At 61.8% G+C, this 20726-nt stretch carries 20 protein-coding genes; 2 read left to right on the top strand and 18 right to left on the bottom strand.

Annotated features, from left to right (window positions below):
- Positions 1 to 125: 125 nt before the first annotated feature.
- From GPA21_RS08605 to GPA21_RS08550, 12 genes are all read right to left on the bottom strand, one after another.
- Positions 126 to 1298: a TIGR03088 family PEP-CTERM/XrtA system glycosyltransferase gene (locus GPA21_RS08605; protein WP_168987790.1), complete on the bottom strand. Its 1173-nt coding sequence runs from the start codon at positions 1296 to 1298 to the stop codon at positions 126 to 128.
- Positions 1295 to 2842, bottom strand: coding sequence for an exosortase A (gene xrtA / locus GPA21_RS08600; protein ID WP_168987789.1), 1548 nt, complete (start codon positions 2840 to 2842; stop codon positions 1295 to 1297). Before xrtA ends, GPA21_RS08605 begins: the two co-directional genes overlap by 4 nt.
- Positions 2842 to 3879: a FemAB family XrtA/PEP-CTERM system-associated protein gene (locus GPA21_RS08595; RefSeq protein WP_168987788.1), complete on the bottom strand. Its 1038-nt coding sequence runs from the start codon at positions 3877 to 3879 to the stop codon at positions 2842 to 2844. The genes xrtA and GPA21_RS08595 overlap by 1 nt, the downstream gene beginning before the upstream one ends.
- A 16-nt stretch (positions 3880 to 3895) precedes the next feature.
- The gene (locus GPA21_RS08590; RefSeq protein ID WP_168987787.1) at positions 3896 to 4738 is read right to left on the bottom strand and encodes an XrtA system polysaccharide deacetylase; all 843 of its coding nucleotides are present in this window, start codon (positions 4736 to 4738) and stop codon (positions 3896 to 3898) included.
- Positions 4739 to 4988: 250 nt separating this feature from the next.
- Positions 4989 to 6125: a non-hydrolyzing UDP-N-acetylglucosamine 2-epimerase gene (gene wecB / locus GPA21_RS08585; protein ID WP_339379866.1), complete on the bottom strand. Its 1137-nt coding sequence runs from the start codon at positions 6123 to 6125 to the stop codon at positions 4989 to 4991.
- The gene (locus GPA21_RS08580; protein WP_168987786.1) at positions 6122 to 7192 is read right to left on the bottom strand and encodes an XrtA/PEP-CTERM system-associated ATPase; all 1071 of its coding nucleotides are present in this window, start codon (positions 7190 to 7192) and stop codon (positions 6122 to 6124) included. The genes wecB and GPA21_RS08580 overlap by 4 nt, the downstream gene beginning before the upstream one ends.
- Positions 7193 to 7206: 14 nt before the next feature.
- Positions 7207 to 8691 (bottom strand): TIGR03016 family PEP-CTERM system-associated outer membrane protein, encoded by a 1485-nt coding sequence (locus GPA21_RS08575; protein WP_168987785.1) that lies wholly within the window; start codon positions 8689 to 8691, stop codon positions 7207 to 7209.
- A gap of 31 nt (positions 8692 to 8722) precedes the next feature.
- Positions 8723 to 9694, bottom strand: coding sequence for an XrtA-associated tyrosine autokinase (locus tag GPA21_RS08570; protein WP_168987784.1), 972 nt, complete (start codon positions 9692 to 9694; stop codon positions 8723 to 8725).
- Positions 9695 to 9705: 11 nt separating this feature from the next.
- A complete protein-coding gene (locus GPA21_RS08565) occupies positions 9706 to 11256 on the bottom strand; it encodes an XrtA system polysaccharide chain length determinant (RefSeq protein ID WP_168987783.1) in 1551 nt (516 codons plus the stop codon).
- Positions 11257 to 11318: 62 nt separating this feature from the next.
- The gene (locus GPA21_RS08560) at positions 11319 to 11948 is read right to left on the bottom strand and encodes an XrtA/PEP-CTERM system exopolysaccharide export protein (RefSeq protein WP_211163498.1); all 630 of its coding nucleotides are present in this window, start codon (positions 11946 to 11948) and stop codon (positions 11319 to 11321) included.
- Between the two features lie 160 nt (positions 11949 to 12108).
- On the bottom strand, positions 12109 to 12966 hold the full coding sequence (locus tag GPA21_RS08555; protein WP_168987782.1) for an REP-associated tyrosine transposase: 858 nt from the start codon (positions 12964 to 12966) through the stop codon (positions 12109 to 12111).
- A 575-nt stretch (positions 12967 to 13541) separates the two neighbouring features.
- Positions 13542 to 14573 (bottom strand): porin, encoded by a 1032-nt coding sequence (locus GPA21_RS08550; RefSeq protein WP_168987781.1) that lies wholly within the window; start codon positions 14571 to 14573, stop codon positions 13542 to 13544.
- A 458-nt stretch (positions 14574 to 15031) separates the two neighbouring features.
- On the opposite strand from GPA21_RS08550, the gene rpoH reads away from it, so the two are divergent.
- Positions 15032 to 15880, top strand: a complete 849-nt coding sequence (gene rpoH / locus GPA21_RS08545) for an RNA polymerase sigma factor RpoH (protein WP_168987780.1) — start codon at positions 15032 to 15034, stop codon at positions 15878 to 15880.
- Positions 15881 to 15981: 101 nt separating this feature from the next.
- On the opposite strand, the gene cyoE is transcribed toward rpoH, so the two are convergent.
- From cyoE to GPA21_RS08525, 4 genes are all read right to left on the bottom strand, one after another.
- On the bottom strand, positions 15982 to 16896 hold the full coding sequence (cyoE, locus tag GPA21_RS08540; RefSeq protein WP_168987779.1) for a heme o synthase: 915 nt from the start codon (positions 16894 to 16896) through the stop codon (positions 15982 to 15984).
- 16 nt (positions 16897 to 16912) lie between these two features.
- Complete coding sequence (locus GPA21_RS08535) at positions 16913 to 17953, bottom strand: COX15/CtaA family protein (protein WP_168987778.1); 1041 nt, start codon at positions 17951 to 17953, stop codon at positions 16913 to 16915.
- Between the two features lie 13 nt (positions 17954 to 17966).
- Complete coding sequence (locus tag GPA21_RS08530; protein ID WP_168987777.1) at positions 17967 to 18530, bottom strand: SCO family protein; 564 nt, start codon at positions 18528 to 18530, stop codon at positions 17967 to 17969.
- A 61-nt stretch (positions 18531 to 18591) separates the two neighbouring features.
- On the bottom strand, positions 18592 to 19293 hold the full coding sequence (locus tag GPA21_RS08525) for an SURF1 family protein (protein ID WP_168987776.1): 702 nt from the start codon (positions 19291 to 19293) through the stop codon (positions 18592 to 18594).
- Between the two features lie 96 nt (positions 19294 to 19389).
- Here GPA21_RS08525 and GPA21_RS08520 point away from each other — a divergent pair, with 96 nt between their 5' ends.
- On the top strand, positions 19390 to 19587 hold the full coding sequence (locus GPA21_RS08520) for a twin transmembrane helix small protein (RefSeq protein ID WP_168987775.1): 198 nt from the start codon (positions 19390 to 19392) through the stop codon (positions 19585 to 19587).
- Between the two features lie 91 nt (positions 19588 to 19678).
- Here GPA21_RS08520 and GPA21_RS08515 read toward each other — a convergent pair whose 3' ends face one another.
- Together GPA21_RS08515 and GPA21_RS08510 are read right to left on the bottom strand one after the other, a co-directional pair.
- Complete coding sequence (locus GPA21_RS08515; RefSeq protein ID WP_168987774.1) at positions 19679 to 20533, bottom strand: cytochrome c oxidase subunit 3; 855 nt, start codon at positions 20531 to 20533, stop codon at positions 19679 to 19681.
- 12 nt (positions 20534 to 20545) lie between these two features.
- The coding region (locus GPA21_RS08510; RefSeq protein WP_168987773.1) for a DUF2970 domain-containing protein at positions 20546 to 20726 on the bottom strand (181 nt) is incomplete at its 5' end.

The raw sequence follows: 20726 nt of genomic DNA, 5'->3' as shown, positions 1-20726 counted from the left end.
GAAGCCTGGCTTTTGCGGCTCACGCCGCTCCCACAGGCACGGCTTTCGAACGACAGGCAGGAGCGGCGTGAGCCGCGAAGACAGCATCATAGGGTGTGTTGAGCGGAACGCGAAACGCACCGCCCTCAACACCATTTCACCCCCGCCACTCCCTTCGGCATGGCCTTGCCCAGATACAACTGTTCATACTGCTCGACCATGTGGCCGATGCTGAACTGCTCGACTGCACGCTGGCGAGCGGCACGACCGGCTTCTGCGACGCGTTCCGGGGCTGCGGCAAAGGCGATCAGTGCGTCGGCAAGGACACCGGGGTCCGATGCCGCGACTAATGTCCCGGTGCGGCCGTGCTCGACAAGCTCACCATTGCCACCAACATTGGTGGCGATAACAGGCAAGCCGCTGGCCATCGCCTCGAGAATGGTGTTGGAGATGCCTTCGGCAAGTGATGGCAGCACGAACACATTCATCGCGCGCATGACTTCCGGCACGTCCCGGCGTTCGCCCGCAAGCCAGACGTGCTCGTGCAGGCCCAGCGCCGTGATGTCGGCAACCAGCGCGTCACGCAGCGGCCCGTCGCCGACGATCATCAGACGGGCACGTTCGCGCAGTTCCGGCCGATTCTCCAGCAGCCGGGCAAAGGCATGGAGCAAGCCGGCTTGGTCCTTCACCGGTGTGAGACGCCCTACGGTGCCGAAGACGAAGTAACCCGGGTCGTTGAAGGGCGAGCCCTTCAGCGCCTCACGCCTCCCCTCGCCCGGGCAGAAGCGCTCGATATCGACGCCGTTACAGATGCGCGATATGCGCCCGGCAGGCACGCCGACACCCTGGTGAAGATAGTCCTCGATATGCCCCGACAAGGCCACGTAGCGCTGCACGAAAGGTCGAAACAAGCGCCGCAAGCTGCGATTCTTGCGGCCGAGACCCTGCGGATCGCCAACGTCCCAGCCATGCTCGCCATGGATTCGCGCCGGTACACCGGCGAGCCACGCCGGCACCTGCGCCTCGAGCGCGGCCAGGTTGCGGGTGTGAACGATCGCAGGCCGGTGCTGACGGAAAAGCCGATACAGCGCTGGATAGAGGCGAAACGCGTGGCCAGGCGGTTTGTTGAGATCGATCAACGCCACGTCCGGACGCTCTATGCGGGTGCAGAAAGCGGGGGCGCAAGAGGTCAACGCCACCACCGCATGGCGGAAAAGCCCCGGCTGCATGTGGTTGATGAGATTGACGACACCGTTCTCGAGACCACCGGTATCGAAGCTGTACACGACGTGCATGATCAGCGGGCGGGCGTCGCTCATCGTACGGCTTCGGCCTGTTCCAGCGTGCGCTCAATGGCGCTGGCATGATCTCGGATGAAGGATGCGACCACCTCCCTGGCCTGCGCGCCGTCGAAGGTGTCTTCGGCATGGATCGCAATAAAGGCAGCATCGTCGGGCTGACCGGTCAGGTGATCGACCGCGAGAAAAACCTTGGCCAGGATGTCGCTCGAGATGACTCGCCCGTTGCTCCAGTACCAGTGCCAGACACCGAGCCGCCGTTCGTCATTGCGCACCAAACGGCCATGCACGACAGTACCCACTTCCGGCAGCGCGTCGCGGCGCATGCCCAGATCGATCCAGCGCGACTCGTCAGCCTCGCGCCCCAGCAGTCGGTTCCGCCACGAGACGAGTTCGAAATTCTCGCGTTGCGCTGCGTAGTATGCGATGTAGAGGGTGACCGCCTGGCCATCGTCGAGGCGGCGATAGGTCTGATGGCGTTCCGCTCTGTGACCTTGGTAGTTGGGCAGAAAGCCCAGGACCGGCTCATCGGCAAGCACCCAACCCGCCTGAGGCGCTGGAAGCGCGAGCGTGACCTCAAAGGGTTCGACCGGTCTCTCGATGAAGTGCAGCAGCGGCGGGAAGAACATGGTGGCCAGCGCGAGCGGCAACACCGTCGGCCAACGCACACCCCGCTGTGTGGCAACCGTTTCGGAAGCGGGCTGGACCGCGACGGTGGCCGGTGGGTGCTCGTGCCAGAAGGAACCGATCCAGAACATCAGCAGAATGACGACACCGAAAAACACCCAGCCATAGATGAGATGATCGGCGCCGGCCGCGATCTGGTTGTCGGTGAGATATCCAACCAGCACGATGAGGTAGGCGCGGATCCAGTTGGCGACGATGGGCACGACGAAGGCGACCACCAGAAACAGCAGCCGCCGCTTGAGGCTGACATAGTTCAAGTAAGCATAAAGCGCACCGACGAATAGCGAAGCGTGCATGTAGCGCAAGCCACTGCAGGCCTCGATGACCGACCAACGACCGTTGGGTACGATGAAGAACAAGCCCTCCTGATACACCGGGATGCCGGACAGGCGCAGCGCCGTGACAGTGAACTCCGCCGTGTAATGCATCAGCACCGGCAGCAGGAAATCGCCAATGGGCAGGCCGAAGAACAAGAACAGAATGGGAAACAGCAGCACTCGCGCGAGTCTCGATCCGAGTACGCCGGCCAGCCCCAATGAGATCATCGCGATCAGCGCGAAATGGGTGACCCCATCGACGCTGACCATCTGACCCAGCAGCCAGCCGAATCCAAGCAGGGCGAGCGGCACCGCGACCCACGGCACCGGTTGAGGCGTCAGGCCCCTCAGTTGCTCACGCTTGCGCCAGACCAGCCAGACGAAGACCGGAAGCACCACCATTCCGTGCGCGTAGGTGTCGGAGCGATGCCAGATGCCGGCGATCTGATGTGCAGTCGGCCAGTACCAGGCAATCAGCCAGACGAATACGCCGAGGATGGCCAGCACCACCGGAACGATATCGCGGGCGAGCGAGCCCTTGGTCGGCACTGCGTCGGTCATCAGCCGAGATTCCGAACGATGTAAGGCCCCAGCGCATTCGCCACCGGCAGCGGCAGTCGGCGCCAGAGTGCGATGAAAGCACGGTACTTGGGGTTGGAGGGGTTGTTCTGCGGCACGCTGTCGCGCTTGTAGAGCCGGTACTCGTAGGACAGCGGCTGCGGTTCAAAGCCCCAGTTCTTCTTGAAGCTGAATGGCCCGGTACCGAGCTTGCTGCGGCCGTAGTCAAAGACCTCGATGCCACGCTCGCAGCTGCGGCGCATCAACTCCCAGTACTTGAAGTCGTTGGCGGCAAGATCACGGGCGGCGAAGTCATCACCGGCGTAATACGGCAGGACCTCATTGCGAAAGTAAAAGCTCAGCACCGAGGACAGCGGTTTGCCATCGGCACTGGTGACGGTGAGTACCTCGCACCGTTCGCCAAAGGTCTGGCGCAGTCGCTCGAAGAAGCGCTTCGGTAGCGCCGGGGTGCCATGGCGATGGACGTTGTCGGCGTAGAGGGCGAAGAACCGATCCACGTTGGCGTCGATGTGTGACACCAGACCATTCTTGATGCCCTTGCGCACCATCGCACGCTGCTTGCGCGGGATCGCGAGCATGTTGGCTTCGACCTCCGGCTGCAGGGCCTTGCGGAACGTGAAGTAGATCTCCTGGCGCGGCCAATCGGCGTGACGGGCTTCAAGGTTGCGCAGTTCGAGATGCTGGACGCCAAGATCGCGACCGAGGGCATCGGCCGCGCTCTCGAGCGCGTCGAGGGCATCGGGCTCCCCGACTGCCCCACCATACACACAAAACGGCGACGAGGTCAGCGCGTGTCCGAAAAGCCTGCTGCGAACCTCTGCAAGCGGCAGCACGCCGACAACCTCCCCGGCGCGCTCGGCCAGAAGATAGTGGCAACGGTGACCGAACACCTCGGCGATGATGTTGCGCCATGCCGCGAGGTGGAAGAAGGTGGCCTGCGGACAGCGCTCGACAAACGCGTCCCAGCGCTCACGATCGGAGTCGGAGAAGGGTTTGACGATCAGCGCCGGACGATCCATCGACGAAGCCCGACCTTCACGCGGCGTCGCGGAAGACTTCGTCCGCACGCCTCCAGGCGAAATCCCGCAGCAGGCGATTGAGCCGTGCTTCGGTGCGCTCGAGATTGATGTAGTGTCTGAAGCGCGTCTTCGCGCTCGCCTCACGCACCCGCGGCTGCTCAGGGTCGATCTCCCACGGATGAAAGTAGAAGATCGCGGGGCGACCGTCCTCACGATTGACCCGCGCGATCTGCCAGCGCGACACGGCATAGGGCAGCAAACGAAAGTAACCGCCCCCGCCTGCCGGCCAGTTACGCCCCAGCATGCGGTTGGTGGTGACCGGAATCTCGAGCAGGCCATTCTCGAGGCGATACGGAAAACGCGGCGCATCCGGCATGCCGTAGTGGTCATGCTTGACCGGGTAGATGCTCGAGCTGTACGCGTAACCGGCTTCGAGGATGCTGTCGTGCGCCCACAGATTGCCGGCGCCGATCGAGAAGCTCGGTGCGCGATAGCCTGTGATCGCCGAAGCGCTCACGTCCTCGAGCACCGCCCGGGCGAGCTTGATGTCGGAAAGAAACCGCGCCGGCGTCTGCGCGCTCGCCCGCTCATGGTTGTAACCATGGCTGGCCACTTCATGACCCGCCTCGGCAATGCGACGGATCATCGCGGGATAGCGCTCGGCAATCCATCCGAGCGTGAAAAACGTGCCCGAGGCCCCGTGCGCGTCCAGCATTTCGAGGATGCGGTCAATGTTGCGCTCGACCCTGCAGGGCACGTTCTCCCACTCTTCCCGGGGGAAATGCGGCGCCAACGCCGAGACCTGAAAGTAGTCTTCGACGTCGATGGTGAACGCGTTCGCGATTCGTTGCTGGGTCATTTTCGGGAGTGAGTCTTTAATCCGGCAATCAATTGGCCCAAGTTGCGAAACAAGCACTAGTTCCAGGGCGATCGCATGAATGCGTATTTCATGTTCTCCCCCTCCCCTTCAAGAAGAGGGCTGGGGTGGGGATGGGTCTGAGTGCCGCGGAAAACACCCATCCCCCTCCTGACCTCCCCCTTGAAGGGGGAGGAACTCATTGTTGGCGCCGACGCCGATGTGTGAACGCCGAGATACTCGTCAACACAACCTAGCGTCCGAGCCATGCAGACAAGTGCGCAGCAATACGCTCCGCTGCCTTGCCGTCCCACAGTTCGGGCGTTCGACCACGTTTGCCGCCGGTGGCGAGCACGTCCTCGGCCGCCCGGATGATCGCCTGGGGGTCGGTACCAACCAGCATGTTGGTGCCCTGCTCTACGGTAATCGGCCGCTCGGTATTATGGCGAATCGTGATACAAGGCACCCCCAATGCCGTAGTTTCCTCCTGCATGCCACCGGAGTCCGTGAGAACCATCACGGCCTTGGACATCAGGCCGAGCATCTCAAGATAGCCCTGGGGCGGCAGCACGAGGAAGCCGGGCATGTTCAGCATGTCCAGCAAGCCGAAGCGCTCGAGGTTGTGGCGGGTGCGAGGATGCAGCGCGAAAACCAGTGGCAGGCGCTTTGCGACATGCGCCAACGCCTGAAAAATGCGCTCGAGGTTCTCCGGGGCATCGACGTTCGACGGACGATGCAGCGTGACGACACCGTAGCCGTCGGCGATAGCGGCGGCATCCAGGCCAGCGCGTTCCAGCAGTTCGGCCGATGGCACCGCCTTGGGCAGGTTGGCCAGCAGGCTGTCGATCATCACATTGCCGACGAAGGCAACCCGCTCGGCGGCGATGCCCTCGCGTCCGAGGTTATCGGCCGCGCTGCGTTCGGTGGTGTAGAGCACGTCCGAAATCTGGTCGGTGAGCACGCGGTTTATTTCTTCGGGCATGTTGCGGTCGTAACTGCGCAGGCCGGCTTCGACGTGCACCACCGGTATATTGCGCTTCGCCGCGACCAGGGCGCAGGCAATGGTGGAGTTGACGTCCCCGACTACAAGCACCGCACGCGCACCGTGCTCGTCGATGACCGGCTCGAAACGCTTCATGATCTCGGCCGTCTGCACAGCATGGCTGGCTGATCCGACTTCGAGATTGACGTCGGGTTGCGGCAGATCCAGGTCGGCGAAGAGGCGGTCATTCATTGCCGCGTCGTAGTGCTGCCCAGTGTGCACCAGCAGGCAGGGCAGCGGCGGCTCATGTGCCTTGAACGCCCGGATGATGGGCGCCATCTTCATGTAGTTCGGCCGTGCACCGACAATGCAGACGACTGGAAAGCGGTCGCTACGTTTGATGCTCACGAACGGTCTCCGTCATTCGATTGATCCTTGCGCACCGCTTGCAGAAGCTGATTCAGCACGTTCAGCGTCGCGGACATCGAGGCCTCGAGTCCAGCCAGACGCACCTCGATGCGGCGCGCATCGAACCCCGCCGCCATGTTCGCCACGCTATCGGCAAGCTCCGGTGACACCGAAAGCCTCGTTGCGTCGACATCGCCCGAGAACACAGGGGCTGAACGCGCCGAGCCGTTGGCTGGCTGGCGGCTCGCCGATGACTTGAACTCCTCGACCAACTCCGTCACCACGGCTTCGGCGTCGGTCGCATTGATTCGGTGCGAGTCGGAAAGATAGGCAGCGAGCAAGAGACGGTCGCAAACGCTGTTGATACGTCGCGGAATGCCCCCCGAATAGCGATAAATGCAGTGATAGGCCTCGTCATCGATCTCGGGGTCATTCTGCCAGCCGACGTGATGGAGGCGGTGCTCGATGTAGGCACGGGTCTCTTCGGCATCCATCGGGCCAAGATGGTAGGAGGCGATCACGCGCTGACGCAACTGCTGCATCTGCGCGCCCTGCATGATGTCGCGAAACTCCGGCTGGCCGACCAGGAAGCTCTGCACCAACGCATGGTCCTCCAACTGAAAGTTGGACAGCATGCGCAACTCCTCGACCGCCTGGGCAGACAGATTCTGCGCCTCGTCCACGATCAGTAGCGCTCGCCTCCCTTCCGCCGCGAGCGAGACAAAGTAGGTTTCCAGCGCAAGCAGCAAGCCGGCCTTGTCGAGGCCGCGATTGGGCACGCCGAAGGCCGAGGCGACCATGCGCAGAATGTCGTTCTCGTCCACCTGGGTACTGACAAGGTTGGCGGCCACCACCTTGCTCGGGTCGAGATGCTCCATCAGGCTGCGCAGCAATGTGGTCTTGCCCGCGCCGATCTCACCGGTGACGACGATGAAGCCTTCGTTCTGATGCAGGCCATACTCGAGGTAGGCCATCGCGCGGCGATGGCCTCGACTTGCAAAGAAGAAGCTGGGATCAGGGTTGAGCTGAAACGGCTTGCCGCGAAGCTTGAAAAAGGATTCGTACATTCAGTGGAACCCGGTCAGAAGCGCATGTTCATGTTGGCGCTGATGACGTTCTCGGTGAAGTCGCGCGCACCGGAGGATTTCTGATGGCGATAGGTGAGCCCACCAACGGTGCGATGACCGAGACGGGTGCTATAGCCGAGCGAAGTCGTCAACCTGCGGGTACGGTCGCTCAAGTCAAGCGTGCGTTCCGCGACCGAGCGCACCACGGAAGCGTTGATCGAGCTGCGTGGAGTCAAGCGGTGAGAAAACGAGACTGACAACGAACGGTTCTTGACGCGATCGGAATCGCGAAACAGGTCTTCCTCGCGCAGGCCGGTGATTGCACTGACCCGCGACCGGTCCGACTGCGTATAACCCAGGGTCAGCGAGTTGCGAGCACCGCGCAATGTGTAAGCGGCGCGAAGACGCTTGTCGACGAAATACGCGTTGCTGACGAAGCTATCGCCCGTGAGTTGCAGTACGCCGCGAGCAATTTCCTCCCGCTCGTCCGCAGTGAGCTCCGGTGCGATCAGTTCGAGCGCGTTGAACAATGCGACGAACTCCTCGATCAGGAACACACTCCCGAAACGCTGCACTGACGACGTTACATCACGGCCAGCGCCGAGCTGGAAAGTGGAGCGCGCCATGCGATGGGTGAGACTGAGATCGTAACCATTGCCGAAGAACCGGTCTTCGACGTAGCCGCTGAGCGACGTGCGTGGCGACGGGTTCCAGTCGAAACCGGCGCCGGTGATCGAGTTGCTCTGCGTGCGACCAGCACCGAAATCATTACGCTCGTGACCGACGATGCCACGCAGCCTGAACCGCGGTGTGACCGTGTAGAAGAGCGAGCCACGCAACGACTCTTCCCGCACATCGTTAATGTCATTGTCCCGATATGCCGTGTCGGCCCGGCGATAGTTGACACCCCAGCCCAACGGCCCGAAAGCGCGCGCGCCGATGACATCAGCCGACCACTCGCCTCGCCGCTGCGCGACCAATGCACCCCTGCCACCGGACAACCAGTTCTGCTGATAGCGCAGCCGCGCATCGGCAATCGAACCGAGCGAAAACTCGAGACGCGGTGCGAGCGCAAGAGAGCGTGTCTCGTTGCGACGATCCGCATTCAGAAAGTCGTCACTGCTGCGCCCGGAGAACAAGGAGAGGTTGCTCCGACGAATCGCGGCATCCGCTTCGATGAAGAAGAAGTCCTCAATGGCTTCGACCTGTCCGCCGGCCTGCAGAGACAGCGCCGGTCTGCGCCAGCCGTCGTCACTGGTGTAGCCGAGGTTGCGTGCGCTCACGTTGAAGCGACCCTGCACCCGTGCCCCCTCGCGGGTAATGCCGCCAGCCAGGCCAGGCGACACTTCAGCTACCCAACCACTACGTTTGTCGGAACCGGAAGCCCGGATATTGTCGCTGAAAGTCAGTCGCGTCTGCAGCGTCGGCTGAAGATCGAGGACTTGCGCTGGGGCGTTGGTCGCGGCCAGAACACAACATGCCGCAAGCGCCGTGCGCACGCCCGGGAGACACCGCGCCCTGATACCCATATCAGGCCGTCGCCCCTGAATTGTGATCCGCGCCGTATCCGTATCCATACCCGTATCCGTATCCATACAGACCTTCACTCTGACTTCGGGAAGCCTTGTTGAGGAGCATCAGCTTCACCGGACATGTCTCGATGGTCGCCAGGGCCTGCTTGACCGCCCCGTGCGAAGTCCGGTCTGCCTCGACAACCAGTACAATTTGCCCCATGTGTGAAGCGAGCACCCGTGCTTCGGTGGTCGGCAAGAGCGGCGGCGAGTCGAACACGATGATCCGGTCCCGGTATCGACCGGCGATCTCGTCGAGCATGCGCTCCATTGCCTCGGACGCGATGAGTTCGGTTGCGCGCGGCTGGGGAATGCCGGCCGGCAACACGGTGAGCTTCTCGATACTGGTGCGCAACATGACATCGGAGAGATCCGGAACATCACCGACCAGCACGTCCATCAGGCCCTTTTGCGAGGGCAAACCCAGCCGTCCGAGAATTGCCGGTTTCGAAAAGTCGGCATCGACCAGCAGAACGGTGAAATCGAGCTCCATGGCCATGCTCACCGCCAGGTTGATCGCCGAAAACGACTTCCCCTCGCCCGGCAAAGCACTCGTCACCATGATGAGGTTGCCGTTTTCGATGGGTGCGGCCCCGCGCCCCTGCGCATTCTGTATCAAGGGCCGCTTGATGACCCGAAACTCCTCTGCAATCGCAGACTTGGGCTTGTCCGGCGTCACCATGTTCATTTTGGCAAGGCGCCCAAGATCGATTTCGACCGGCTTGGCGGCAGGTCTCGCAACAGCTGGCTCTACCGCTTGCTGTGCAGCCACCCGCGCCGCCGCGCCACTCGATCCGGGTTGATCGGCACGCTTGGCAGCCGCCGCAGGGGGTGACCCGGCCGCCGGCGCCTTGCCCGATACGGCGTCACCTTCGCCGCCGGCCTGTTTGAGTCGGTCCAGTCGCTCAACCGCTTTCTCGATAAGACTCATGAAACGCCCCTTCAGCCCTGAATCATCTGCAAAGCCAGTGTTGCGGCTCCGACCGCGCCCACCAACAGGACGACGAGACTGGAAAACATGAACAGACCGAACCGCTGAGCACGAAGCACTGTGGCGTCGCGGACCATTGACACCGAGCCGAGTATCGGCAGACCGGTGACATTCCTCAGCATCCGGGAATCGATGACCGTCGGGCGAAGCTGAGCCAGCAGGAAGGTCAGCGCGATACCAGCGCCCAGCGCCGCGAGGCCCGCCAGCGGGACCAGCAGCAGACGGTTCGGAGCCGATGGCCGGCTCGGCAGACTCGGCGGGTCGATGACCCGGAAGTCGCCAGCGCCTGATTGCGCATCGAGCTGGGCGGTAATCGCGGCCGACTCGCGTCGGGCGACCAATTCGTCGTAGTTGCGCTTATGTACTGCGTAATCGCGATTGAGCTGCGCCTGCTCGGCCTCTAGCCGGGGCAGAAGCTCGGCGCGTTGGCGCAGGGTGGCAATCCGCGACTGCAGTTCATCGGCCCTCGCGGTCAGCGACGCGACCCTGGCTTCGGCGTTCGACAGCGAAATCCGCATCTGCTGGAAAACGGGATTCGCATCCAGCGCCCCGAACTGCTCGGGCGCCATCTCCTGAAGCATCTCGAGTTCCTGCCGTCTCTGCTCTTCGAGCGACTCGATCACACGACGGGTCCCGATCACATCCGGGTGCGCATCGGTGTAGCGCAACATCATGCTGTCGAGGCTCTGCTGCAAAGCATCGATACGGCGGTCGATCTCGGGAATCGACCCCGATGTTCGCCCGGGTGAGGGCAAGAGCACCGGCTCCTCACCCGCAATCTGCCGCTGAAGTGAGGCACGCATGTTCTGCGCCTCCTTCAACTCGAGTTCGGTCTGTGACAGCTGCTGGGCCAGACCCGCGATCTGGGAGATGAAATCCCGGTTGCCATCACCCAGCAACTCCATGTTGCGAAGACGGAACTCCTTCAGGCGGTTCTCGGCATCGACGAGTTGGCGTTCATAATTGACGATCTGCGCCTCGATGAAACGCCGCGCCTCGTCGGTACCCTGTCGCTGCGACACCAGCCCGGACTCGACGAACAACGATACCAGCGCCTGCACCACCCGTTGCGCCCGCTCCGGACTCTGATCCTGGAAAGACAGGGTGAAGATGTTTGCGCGGTCGCGCCCACCGCCTCCACCGATGCGGAGCCCACTCTGCAGGCGCGAAATCAGGGCTTCGCGCTCAGCTTGCGAATTCACCGTCAGGTCCAGATCCGCCATCGTGATCAGCTTCTCGACGTTTGGCCGCGTAATCAGGGTACGACTGAGCACCGCCACCTGCTGGTCGACGTTCGGCTGCACCGCTAGACCGCGCATCAACGGCCTCAACACCGACTGGGTGTCGACGAACACCCGGGCGCTGGAGCGGTATTGATCGGGCATCTGGTAAACAAAGGCGACACCACCGATGGCGACGACCCACGCCAACGCGAGTCCCCACCAACGGTAACGCCACATACCACGCAGATAGGCGTTGATCTGAGCGAGAAGATCTTCCATGTGCTGCCTGCAAAAACGCCGCCGCGCAAGAACACGCCGCGGCTAGATGGGGTAGAAACCGATCAGAACCAGCTCTGCGGAATGATGAGCACGTCGCCTGGACGCATCTCGACGTTTGCAGAGACATCGCCTCGTTTGAGCAGATCGTTGATCCGCACCCCGTACTGCTTGTTGCCCTCGGCGGTGCGAAGAATCGTCGCTCGATTGCCAGCAGCGAAGTCGGTGATGCCGCCGACCTGGATCATCACGTCAAGCAAGGTCATACGTTGCACATAAGCCAAAGTCTGCGGTTGCGCAGCCTCGCCGACGACCCGAATTTGCTCGCTGTACGGGCCACGGAAGCCGGTCACGATAACGGTGACCACGGGCTCACGGATGTATTGCGCCAACGCCCCCTCGATGTCGCGCGCGAGTTGGGAAGCATCCTTGCCCATAGCGGGAAGGTCCTCCACCAGCGGCGTGGTGATCTTGCCGTCCGGCCTTACTGGCACCGCCATCGACAACTCGGGGTTACGCCAGACCACGATGTTGAGACTGTCACCCGGGCCGATCACGTAGTTGTACTCGGCATCGGCAGCCTGCGGCGGCGCCGGCGGAAAGGACGAAGTCGCACACCCTGCGAGGAGCAACACAGCCGCCACCGCCAAAACCCAGCGCGTGCCCGCCCCAATAACGGAATCGTTCTTGAACATCTTCGGATCACCCCTTTTGGAAGTTGGCGAGCGCCACCGCCCGCATCGCAGTCGCAAATTCTATGCTACACGGATGCTGCCAAGTGCAAGTGGAAATAATACACGGCTCGCGGCCGACGGTCAGCCAGGAAAAGAGGGGGTCAGGCCTAGCTTCGTAGCATCAACCGCCGCCTCCCTTCGCGCGAAGAGCTCGGCGAACGACGCGACCCACCGTAGTGAAATGTACGCCAAACCATCTCGCAATCTCGGCGTAGCTGTACTCGCCTGTGGCGTGCACAGCCGCCATGGCGGAGTCGCGATCCGCATACGCTTCGACTATTTGCTCAAGTGTCGGCGGTGGCGCACGTCGCTGCACCTTCGGGATATCGAAGTCCTCCTTCATTTCCGCCACTTTCTGAAGCGTCTGCTTGATAAATGAATCGTCGCCAAGAAAAATGGATCTTTCGACCTGCTGGCTCATCGCCCCAACGCCCATGCCGTCGCTCACAAAGCGGATGAACGCCGCCAGCGCTTCACGCCGCGATGATCCGTAAACGGAAAGCAACGCATCGGCCATCAACCAGGACGGCGGATCCGCCAGCCCCACCGTCGCCCGGTAACTGCTCCAGGGGTAGTCGGCTGCGGAAGCGACCATGCGCGCGCGCACCGGATTCAGGACGATATACCGTGCCAGTTCCAGAAGATAGTTGTCGCCGTCAACCAGTATCGCCTTATACCGACCTTGAAAAACATGGCCGCTGCGCTGGTGGCGACGATTCGTAGCTTGGGTGAACACGCCATTGAGATGCCTCATGCCCTTGGAGAGGTTCCCGTCAGGCGTCCCAACCATGAGGTGATAATGGTTGTCCATCAGACAGTAAGCATGACACTGCCAGTTGAAGCGTAAAACCACTTCGCCAAGCGTTTCGAGAAAGATCGCCCGGTCCTCCTCGTCCATAAAGATGTCCTCACGCCGATCGCCTCGCGACATGAGATGGTAGAGCGCTCCGGGAAACTCAATTCTCAAGGGCCGAGCCATGCGCACAGCATACCTCGACACAACGCGTATGTCATTTCACTTAAGCCAACCCGTTGCGTAACCACGGTTTCGGACTTGGCCCAGATCCTGGGCGAACAGCCGGCTGAACCAGGGCGACCACACCATCTTCACTGAGCAGACCATCGAAAAAACGATACCGCTCAGCGCCACCCACAGTCGCAACCACGCAGCACCCGCTGTACCACGCAGCCTTCCAGTACCCGACCCCACCTCATGATGGGCCGGGATACAGACGGGGATGCTACGAAGCTAGGCCTGAACCCTTGGTCTGACCCGAAGCGTCGAATGACCTGACCCCGTGATTCCGCGTCGATACGTTCAGCGGTGGGATGCTACAAAGCTAGGCCTGACCCCTTGGTTGCCTTGGTTCTGCGACCCCACCTCATGATGGGCTGGGATACAGACGGGGATGCTACGAAGCTAGGCCTGACCCCATGCGTTCCTACGGTGAACTGTCGTTGGAACACGACGGTTCTCGAGTGTGATACTCAGGCTGTGAACGACGAGAAGGGCGCCGAAGCGCCCTTCCCATAATTCAAACCGTCAGGAGACGATCAGAAGCGGTGACGAACACCAACGCTGAAGCCCTGCTGGTAGCCTTGACCACTGTTCGAGCTATCACCAACCGAGAATGCAGCGCCACTCTTGTTGCTGATGTCAGCATATGCAGCGTACAGATTGGTACGGCTGGAGAGATTGTGCGTATAACCCAAGGCCCACTGAGTTGCCTTCGGGCTACCGGTCACACCCTTGTTCTTGGTCTGACCGTAGGACAGCAGAACGTTACCGACTTCGCTAACAGGGGCGGTTGCGCCAACAAACCACTGACGACGGTCAAGATTGATGTCGCTGTCTTTACGCGAACCGTACATTGCGGAAAGCTTGACAACGCCGAAATCGTAGGAACCGCCGAGATCCCAAACTTTGGTAGCGCTATCCGAAACGCTCTTAGCCTTGATCCGATGATAGTTCAAACCAACCATGATCGGGCCATTACGGTAGACCGGCGCAATTGCCCAAACTCGTGCGTCACCAACGTTAGCCAAGTTCTCTTGTTTGATATCGTCAGCTTGAGTCGAATGAGCAACCGTTACATTCAGGCCAGAGAAACTCGGTGAAACGTAGGCAATCGTGTTGCTCAGACGAGTGTCGTGAACATACAGGTTGTTGGCCTGACCGACCGTGCCAGTACCGAACGGATCAAGCGCCGACAGCATGTTGAACTGCGGGGAGTACTGACGACCAGCGGCAACGGTACCGAAATCGCCAGACAGCGTCAGAAAGGATTGACGCGAGAAATTACCGTCGGGACGGCTCTGACCGTTATCGACAAACAAGCCCATCTCAAGAACGAAACCAGCTTTCAGGCCGTTACCCAGATCTTCCGTGCCACGAAAACCAAGACGGTTACCACTCTGAACACCAGAATCGAGTGCAGACTTGCTACCGACGCCGCTCGCGATGTTGTCGCTACGATACGTGTAACCCATGTCTACCAGACCGTAGATGGTCACGTTGGACTGAGCCATGGCGGCCGGCGCAGCGATCATACCAGCGACAGCCAGCGCAATGAGTTTCTTCTGCATGAATTTCTCCTCTAGTTGAAGTTGAAACCGGTTGGCACCGGCCCGACTCACCTCTCGATTGAGAAGTTGCAGCCATTCTGCAAACGCCGTCACGACTAAGCAAGTCGAAGCCCACAAAAACCCCTCATTCGGTCAAATATTGTTGCATGGCTGCAACAGCACGCCATCCTCGCTCATCACGGATGGTGTCGAGTCCTGCGGCCAACTGTTCGTAGCGTTGCACGGATCCGTATGTCAAGTGGCCTCCCGCACTCCCGAGTGCGCAGGCCGTGCCTCCGACTTTAGCGCAACGTAGCCCTGTTGTCCCGCAGGCGGCTCGCGATTAGCTCCAAGGGAGCTTACTGGGGTTTTGATTGCCTCAACTGTCGACGGATTGCCACAGCGAAAGGAACCCTGGAGCCCGTTAGCACTCTCACGCGGTGAGTGCTAAAATTATCTGCAAAGGAGGGATAGCGAACATGATTCAAAGCATGTCGTTGCCGGTGCCGAGCGCCGCGGGGAGCATCGACCAGTACATCCAGTCGGTCAATAGCATCCCGATGCTCAGCCAAGCCGAAGAACAGGAGCTTGCAACTCGCTTGCACGACGAGGGCGACGTCGAGGCCGCGCGCAGACTGGTGATGTCGCATTTGCGTCTGGTGGTGGCGATTGCACGCGGCTATCTCGGCTACGGCCTGCCCCATGCGGACCTGATACAGGAAGGCAATATCGGCCTGATGAAGGCGGTGAAGCGCTTCGATCCCAAGCGCGGGGTGCGGCTGGTGTCGTTTGCGATCCACTGGATCAAGGCGGAAATCCACGAGTTCATCATCCGCAACTGGCGCCTGGTCAAGATCGCCACCACCAAGGCGCAGCGCAAGCTGTTTTTCAATCTGCGCAGCATGAAGGGCGATCTGGGTACGCTGAGCGCCGACGAAGCGCGTGCGGTGGCCGAGCAACTCGGCGTGAAGCCTGAGGAAGTGGTGGAGATGGAAACCCGGCTCTCGGGTCGGGACATGCCCCTCGAGGGTGGTAGCGACGACGAGGACGACCGCTTCGCGCCGATCGCTTACCTGCCGGACCCGAACGCCGAACCATCGGAGGTGCTGGAGCGTGCCGAGGCGGCGCGATTGCAGGATGTCGGCTTGCGTGATGCGCTCGCCAGCCTCGACGAGCGTAGTCGCAGCATCGTAGCCCGGCGCTGGCTGAGCGAGGGCAACGGGCCAACGCTGCACGAGCTAGCCGCCGAGTATGGGGTTTCGGCCGAACGCATTCGGCAGATCGAAGCCAAGGCGATGCAGAAGATGCGGGGGCTGCTGGCGGCTTGAGACGCTTATCGGTGCGTTTCGGCTTGGCCTCAACGCACCCTATGCCCAAGTCTCGCACCATAGGGTGTGTTGAGCGCAGCGAAACGCACCGCCACCAGGGCTCAGAACCGCAGGTAGTGATCCGTCAGCAAAGCCGCGAACAACAGGAACAGGTAAAGAATCGAGAACCGGAAGGTCTTGCGCGCGAGCGCGTCGCTGTAGTTGCGGTAGAGTCGCCAGGCATGATGCAGGAAGGCGAGGCCGAGGCCTACCGCAGCGGCGAGGTAGAGCCAGCCGCTCATGCGGGTGGCGAAAGGTAGCAGCGTCACACCGAAAAGAATGAAGGTGTAGAGCAGCACCGACAGGCGGGTGAACTCCTGACCGTGGGTGACCGGCAACATCGGCAAGCCAGCCCGGGCGTAGTCTTCGGTGCGGTAGAGTGCCAGCGCCCAGAAGTGCGGCGGCGTCCAGGCAAAAATGATCAGGAACAGCAGTAACGCATCTGCGGTGACCTCACCGGTGACCGCGGCCCAGCCGAGAACCGGCGGCATCGCGCCCGAGGCGCCGCCAATGACGATGTTCTGCGGTGTGCGTGGCTTGAGCAAAATGGTGTACACGACTGCGTAGCCGACGAAAGTCGCCAGCGTGAGCCACATTGTCAGCGGGTTGACGAGCTGATGCAGCAACGCCAGCCCCGCGCCACCCAACACAGTGGCGAAACCGAGGGTTTCGGCCGAGGAAAGCTCACCACGCGGCAGCGGGCGGCCACGGGTACGCGCCATGTGCGCATCTATGCGACTTTCGATGAGGCAGTTCATCGCCGCTGCAGCTCCTGCGACGAAGGCGATGCCAATCGTGGCGGCGAGCACGATACCCGGGTCCGGCAACCCGACAGGCACAGCGAGGAACATGCCGATGATGGCGCAGAACACGATCAGTGTATTGACGCGAGGCTTGGTCAGCACATAGAACGCATGCAGCCGCCGGCTGGTGGCGCTGCGGTCGATGGTAAGCGTACGGTTGTTGAGGGTGCTCATCGTGTCTCCCTGGGTTCTATCGGGCCTGAGGCTGGTCGACCCTGCCCAAGCCGGACAGGCGTTGCCCGGCATCGGCTGGACTCGCCGCCAGGCCGAGTCGGCTGCTGATGCAGACCATGACCACCACCAGCAATGCCGCGCCGGCGTTGTGTGCGGCAGCCAGCCACAGCGGCAGGCTGAAGATGATGTTGGCGACGCCGATCAGGACCTGCAGCACCACCGCAGCAAGCAGTGCGATACCGAGGCCCTGGGTGGCTTGCCGGCGTGACAGAACCCATGCCAATGCGAAAAGCAGGCCGCCGGCAGTCAGTGCGCCGACTCTGTGCATCCAGTGGATCGCGGTCAGTGCCTCATGCGAGAGCAGCTCGCCCTCTGCAGTCATGCCGAGTTCGCGCACGATGTGAAAGGCATTGGAATAGTCGGCCTCCGGCCACCAGCTACCGTGGCAGGTGGGGAAATCGGTGCACGCGAGCGCTGCGTAGTTGGTGCTCACCCATCCACCCAGCGCAATCTGAACAGCCAGTGCGGCGAAGGCCAGCCACGACAGCAGCACGACACCCGGCGAGACCTCGGCGCGGGGCACGCTCAGTGCGCGCATCGACAGCCATGCAAGCAGGCCGAGTACAGTCATGCCGCCAATAAGATGGGCAGTGACGATGGCCGGCTTGAGCAACAGCGTGACGGTCCACATGCCGAGCATGCCCTGAAAGATCACGACACCAAGAAGCAAGCCGGCGGCGACCGGGGCTGCGCCGGCCTGGCGCCTGTGTCGCCAGGCGAGCGCGGTGATCAGGATGATCATGAAGCCTAGCCCCGAGGCGAGATAGCGGTGAATCATCTCTTTCCAGGCCTTGCGCATGCTGACCGGGCCGTAGGGGTCGGCGCTATAGGCTTCGTGAATCTGCTCTGCGGCCTGGGTGGGGGTCAGCTTGCCGTAACAGCCAGGCCAATCCGGACAGCCGAGCCCGGCGTCTGCCAGCCGCACGTAGGCACCGAACACGACCACGACCAGAGTGAGCAGCAACGAAGCGATAACAAGTCGGCGGTATAGATTCATGGTTCTATGGGGTTCACCTACCCAAGGCGGAGTATTTGAGAAGGCGCTCGAGGTCCTTGATCACCCGCTTGATGTCGGCCTGTTCCGGAAAGCGCATCATCACGTACCCGAGCGGATCGACCAGATAGAAATGCACGCCCTGCTCTGCACCGGGCATTGCCGCCAGCCACTGCGGATCGGCCTGGGCCACATGCATGTCGCTGTGGGCAGCGAGCACTTCACCGGCCGGCGCGGCTTGATCGGTCACCAGCCACAAGCGACTGACACGTTCCATATCGCGCCGCTGGGCAACGCGGGTCTGACGCATTGCATAGATCGCACTGGCGCACGATCCACCGCAGGCACCCGGCCCGGCGTAGACCAGGGTCCAAGTTCCCTCGACCGTCGCCCGGCTGACTGGCGGCATGCCCTCGGGTGCGGGCAACGAGACATCGGGCAGCAAGGTTGGCGTAATAAGTTCGCCGTAATTGACTCGATCCTGCGGCTTCCACACGTAGAAGGCGAGATAGGAGGCGATGACCGGCAGCGTGCACACCACCGCGAGGGCGATGAGCGTGCGCTTGGCCGAACGGCTCATACCCTGAGGTGGCTCGGGGGCATGTTGCGGACCGGTTTGCATGGGATCGAGGGCGCTGGAATCAGGCGGCATGGGGTTTGAGTGTTCTGAAAGCATAGAAACCGGTGAGTGCGAGCGAGAGTCCGGCAAAGGAATACCACTGCAGAGCGTAGCCGCGATGGCGGTCGATGCCGGCATCCGGGCGGGGCCAGTCGCGCACCAGCCCGTCCGCAGTCGGCGATGTCTGCTGGACAATCCAGTCATGAACCGGAAGCCCGGACCATTCGCGGTATTGCGCCAGGTCGATGTACTGCCACAACGCCCCCTCGCCAGCCTGCGCCGCAAGCGTGAAAGGGGCGGCTTCGGGCACACGCACCGCCCCGATCACAGCAGCACCGTCCTGCGGTGCCGGGACCTCGGGCAGCATGTTGCGTGTGGCACCAGCGGCGATCCAGCCCCGATTCACGAGTACCCAGCCGGCGCCGTGTCCGAGCTCGATCGGTGTGAGCACGTGATACCCGACCCGGCCATCCTGAACCCGATTGTCGAGGAAGATGGACGCTTCGACCTGCCAACGTCCCGCAAGCTCGACCGGCATCCAGTCATGGACGCGAGCACCGGCGCTGATCGATACCGGCTGCGCCGCCGCGCCCGCCTCGATCTGCTTCTGCAGCTCGCGCTTCTCGTCCGCGCGTGACATCTGCCAATTGCCGAGCGACACAGTAAGCGCGGCAAGCGCCAGGCCTGCGATGACTGGCACCGGATGCATGCGTCGCATGCTCATGCGCACTCCATGCGATGGTTTTGCGCGACAATCGGGACTGTACGAACGCCCCGGCAAGTGGGCGCGGCATCATCGACACAACGGAGAAGACAATCCATGCGTTTCGTCGTCATTTGCTTCATGCTGCTCATCGTCGCCAGTATGGGCTCCGCCCTGCTCTTTCTGCTGCGTGATCGCGGCACGAGTGGCACGCGTATGGTGCGCGCGCTGTCGTGGCGCGTTGGACTGTCGATCGGCCTGTTCCTGCTGTTGATGCTCGGTTTTGCCACCGGCTTCATCCAGGGCAGGCTCTGACCCCCTCCTGAGTGTGCGGGCCTACGACCCGCGATTTCGAGAAAACCGAAAAAGATCGGCTGGCGCACTGGCGGCGCCAGCCTGGCCACGCTTACAGCCAATACACCACCACGAACAGGAACAGCCACACCACATCCACGAAGTGCCAGTACCAGGCGGTCGCCTCGAAGGCAAAGTGATTGTCCGGTCTGAAATGCCCGGCCCGCACCCTGAAATACATCACCGCCAGCATGATCGCGCCGATCGTCACATGCAAGCCGTGAAAACCGGTCAGCAGGTAAAAGGTGGAGCCATAGATCCCGGAATCGAGCCTCAGGTTGAGATCCGAATAGGCATGGAAGTATTCGTAGATCTGAAAACCGAGAAAGATCACCCCCAGCGCAATCGTGGCAAGCAGGCCCTTGGCGAGCTGATCGCGCCTGTTCTTGAGCAGGCCGTGGTGCGCCCAGGTCAGCGTCACGCCCGATGTGAGCAGGAGCAAGGTGTTGAAAGCCGGAATGCCCCAGGCGCCCATCGGGGTAAAGGCCTCGGCATACGGATACGGACCCGAACTCGGCCACTCTTGGGTGAAGCCCTGCCACAACACCGCCTCGTTCTCACCGGTCGCCAGCCAGGGCAGGCTCAGCACGCGGACGTAGAACAGTGCACCGAAGAAGGCTGCGAAAAACATCACCTCGGAGAAGATGAACCAGCCCATGGACCAGCGGAAGGACAGATCGACACGCTTGCCGTACTGTCCGCCCTGCGATTCCTTCACCACCTGGCCGAACCATCCGAACATCATGTAGATCAGCAGAGCGATGCCGAGGAAGAACACCAGTGGCCCGGGGCCGACGTCGTTGAGCCACATGACTGCACCGGAACCGAACAGCAGCAGCGCAACAGAACCGAAGATCGGGTAGATCGAAGGCTCCGGAACGAAATACTTCTCCAGAGTGTGACTCATTGACGCACCCCCTTATTGTGTTGTCGCGACGATGAAACGCACAAACGCGACGATAACCAGTACGAAAACCAGCCCGCCCAGCACTCCGGCGATGACGATCGCCCGTGGATCGAGTGAAGTGGCGTCCCGGTGGTAGTCGGTCTTTCGGCGCACACCAAAAAAGGCCCACCAGACGGCCCGGAGCGTGACCCAG

Origin of the sequence: Azoarcus taiwanensis (assembly GCF_012910885.1) — a bacterium.
GTDB lineage: Bacteria > Pseudomonadota > Gammaproteobacteria > Burkholderiales > Rhodocyclaceae > Azoarcus_F > Azoarcus_F taiwanensis.
This window is presented reverse-complemented; position numbering and strand designations above follow the sequence as displayed.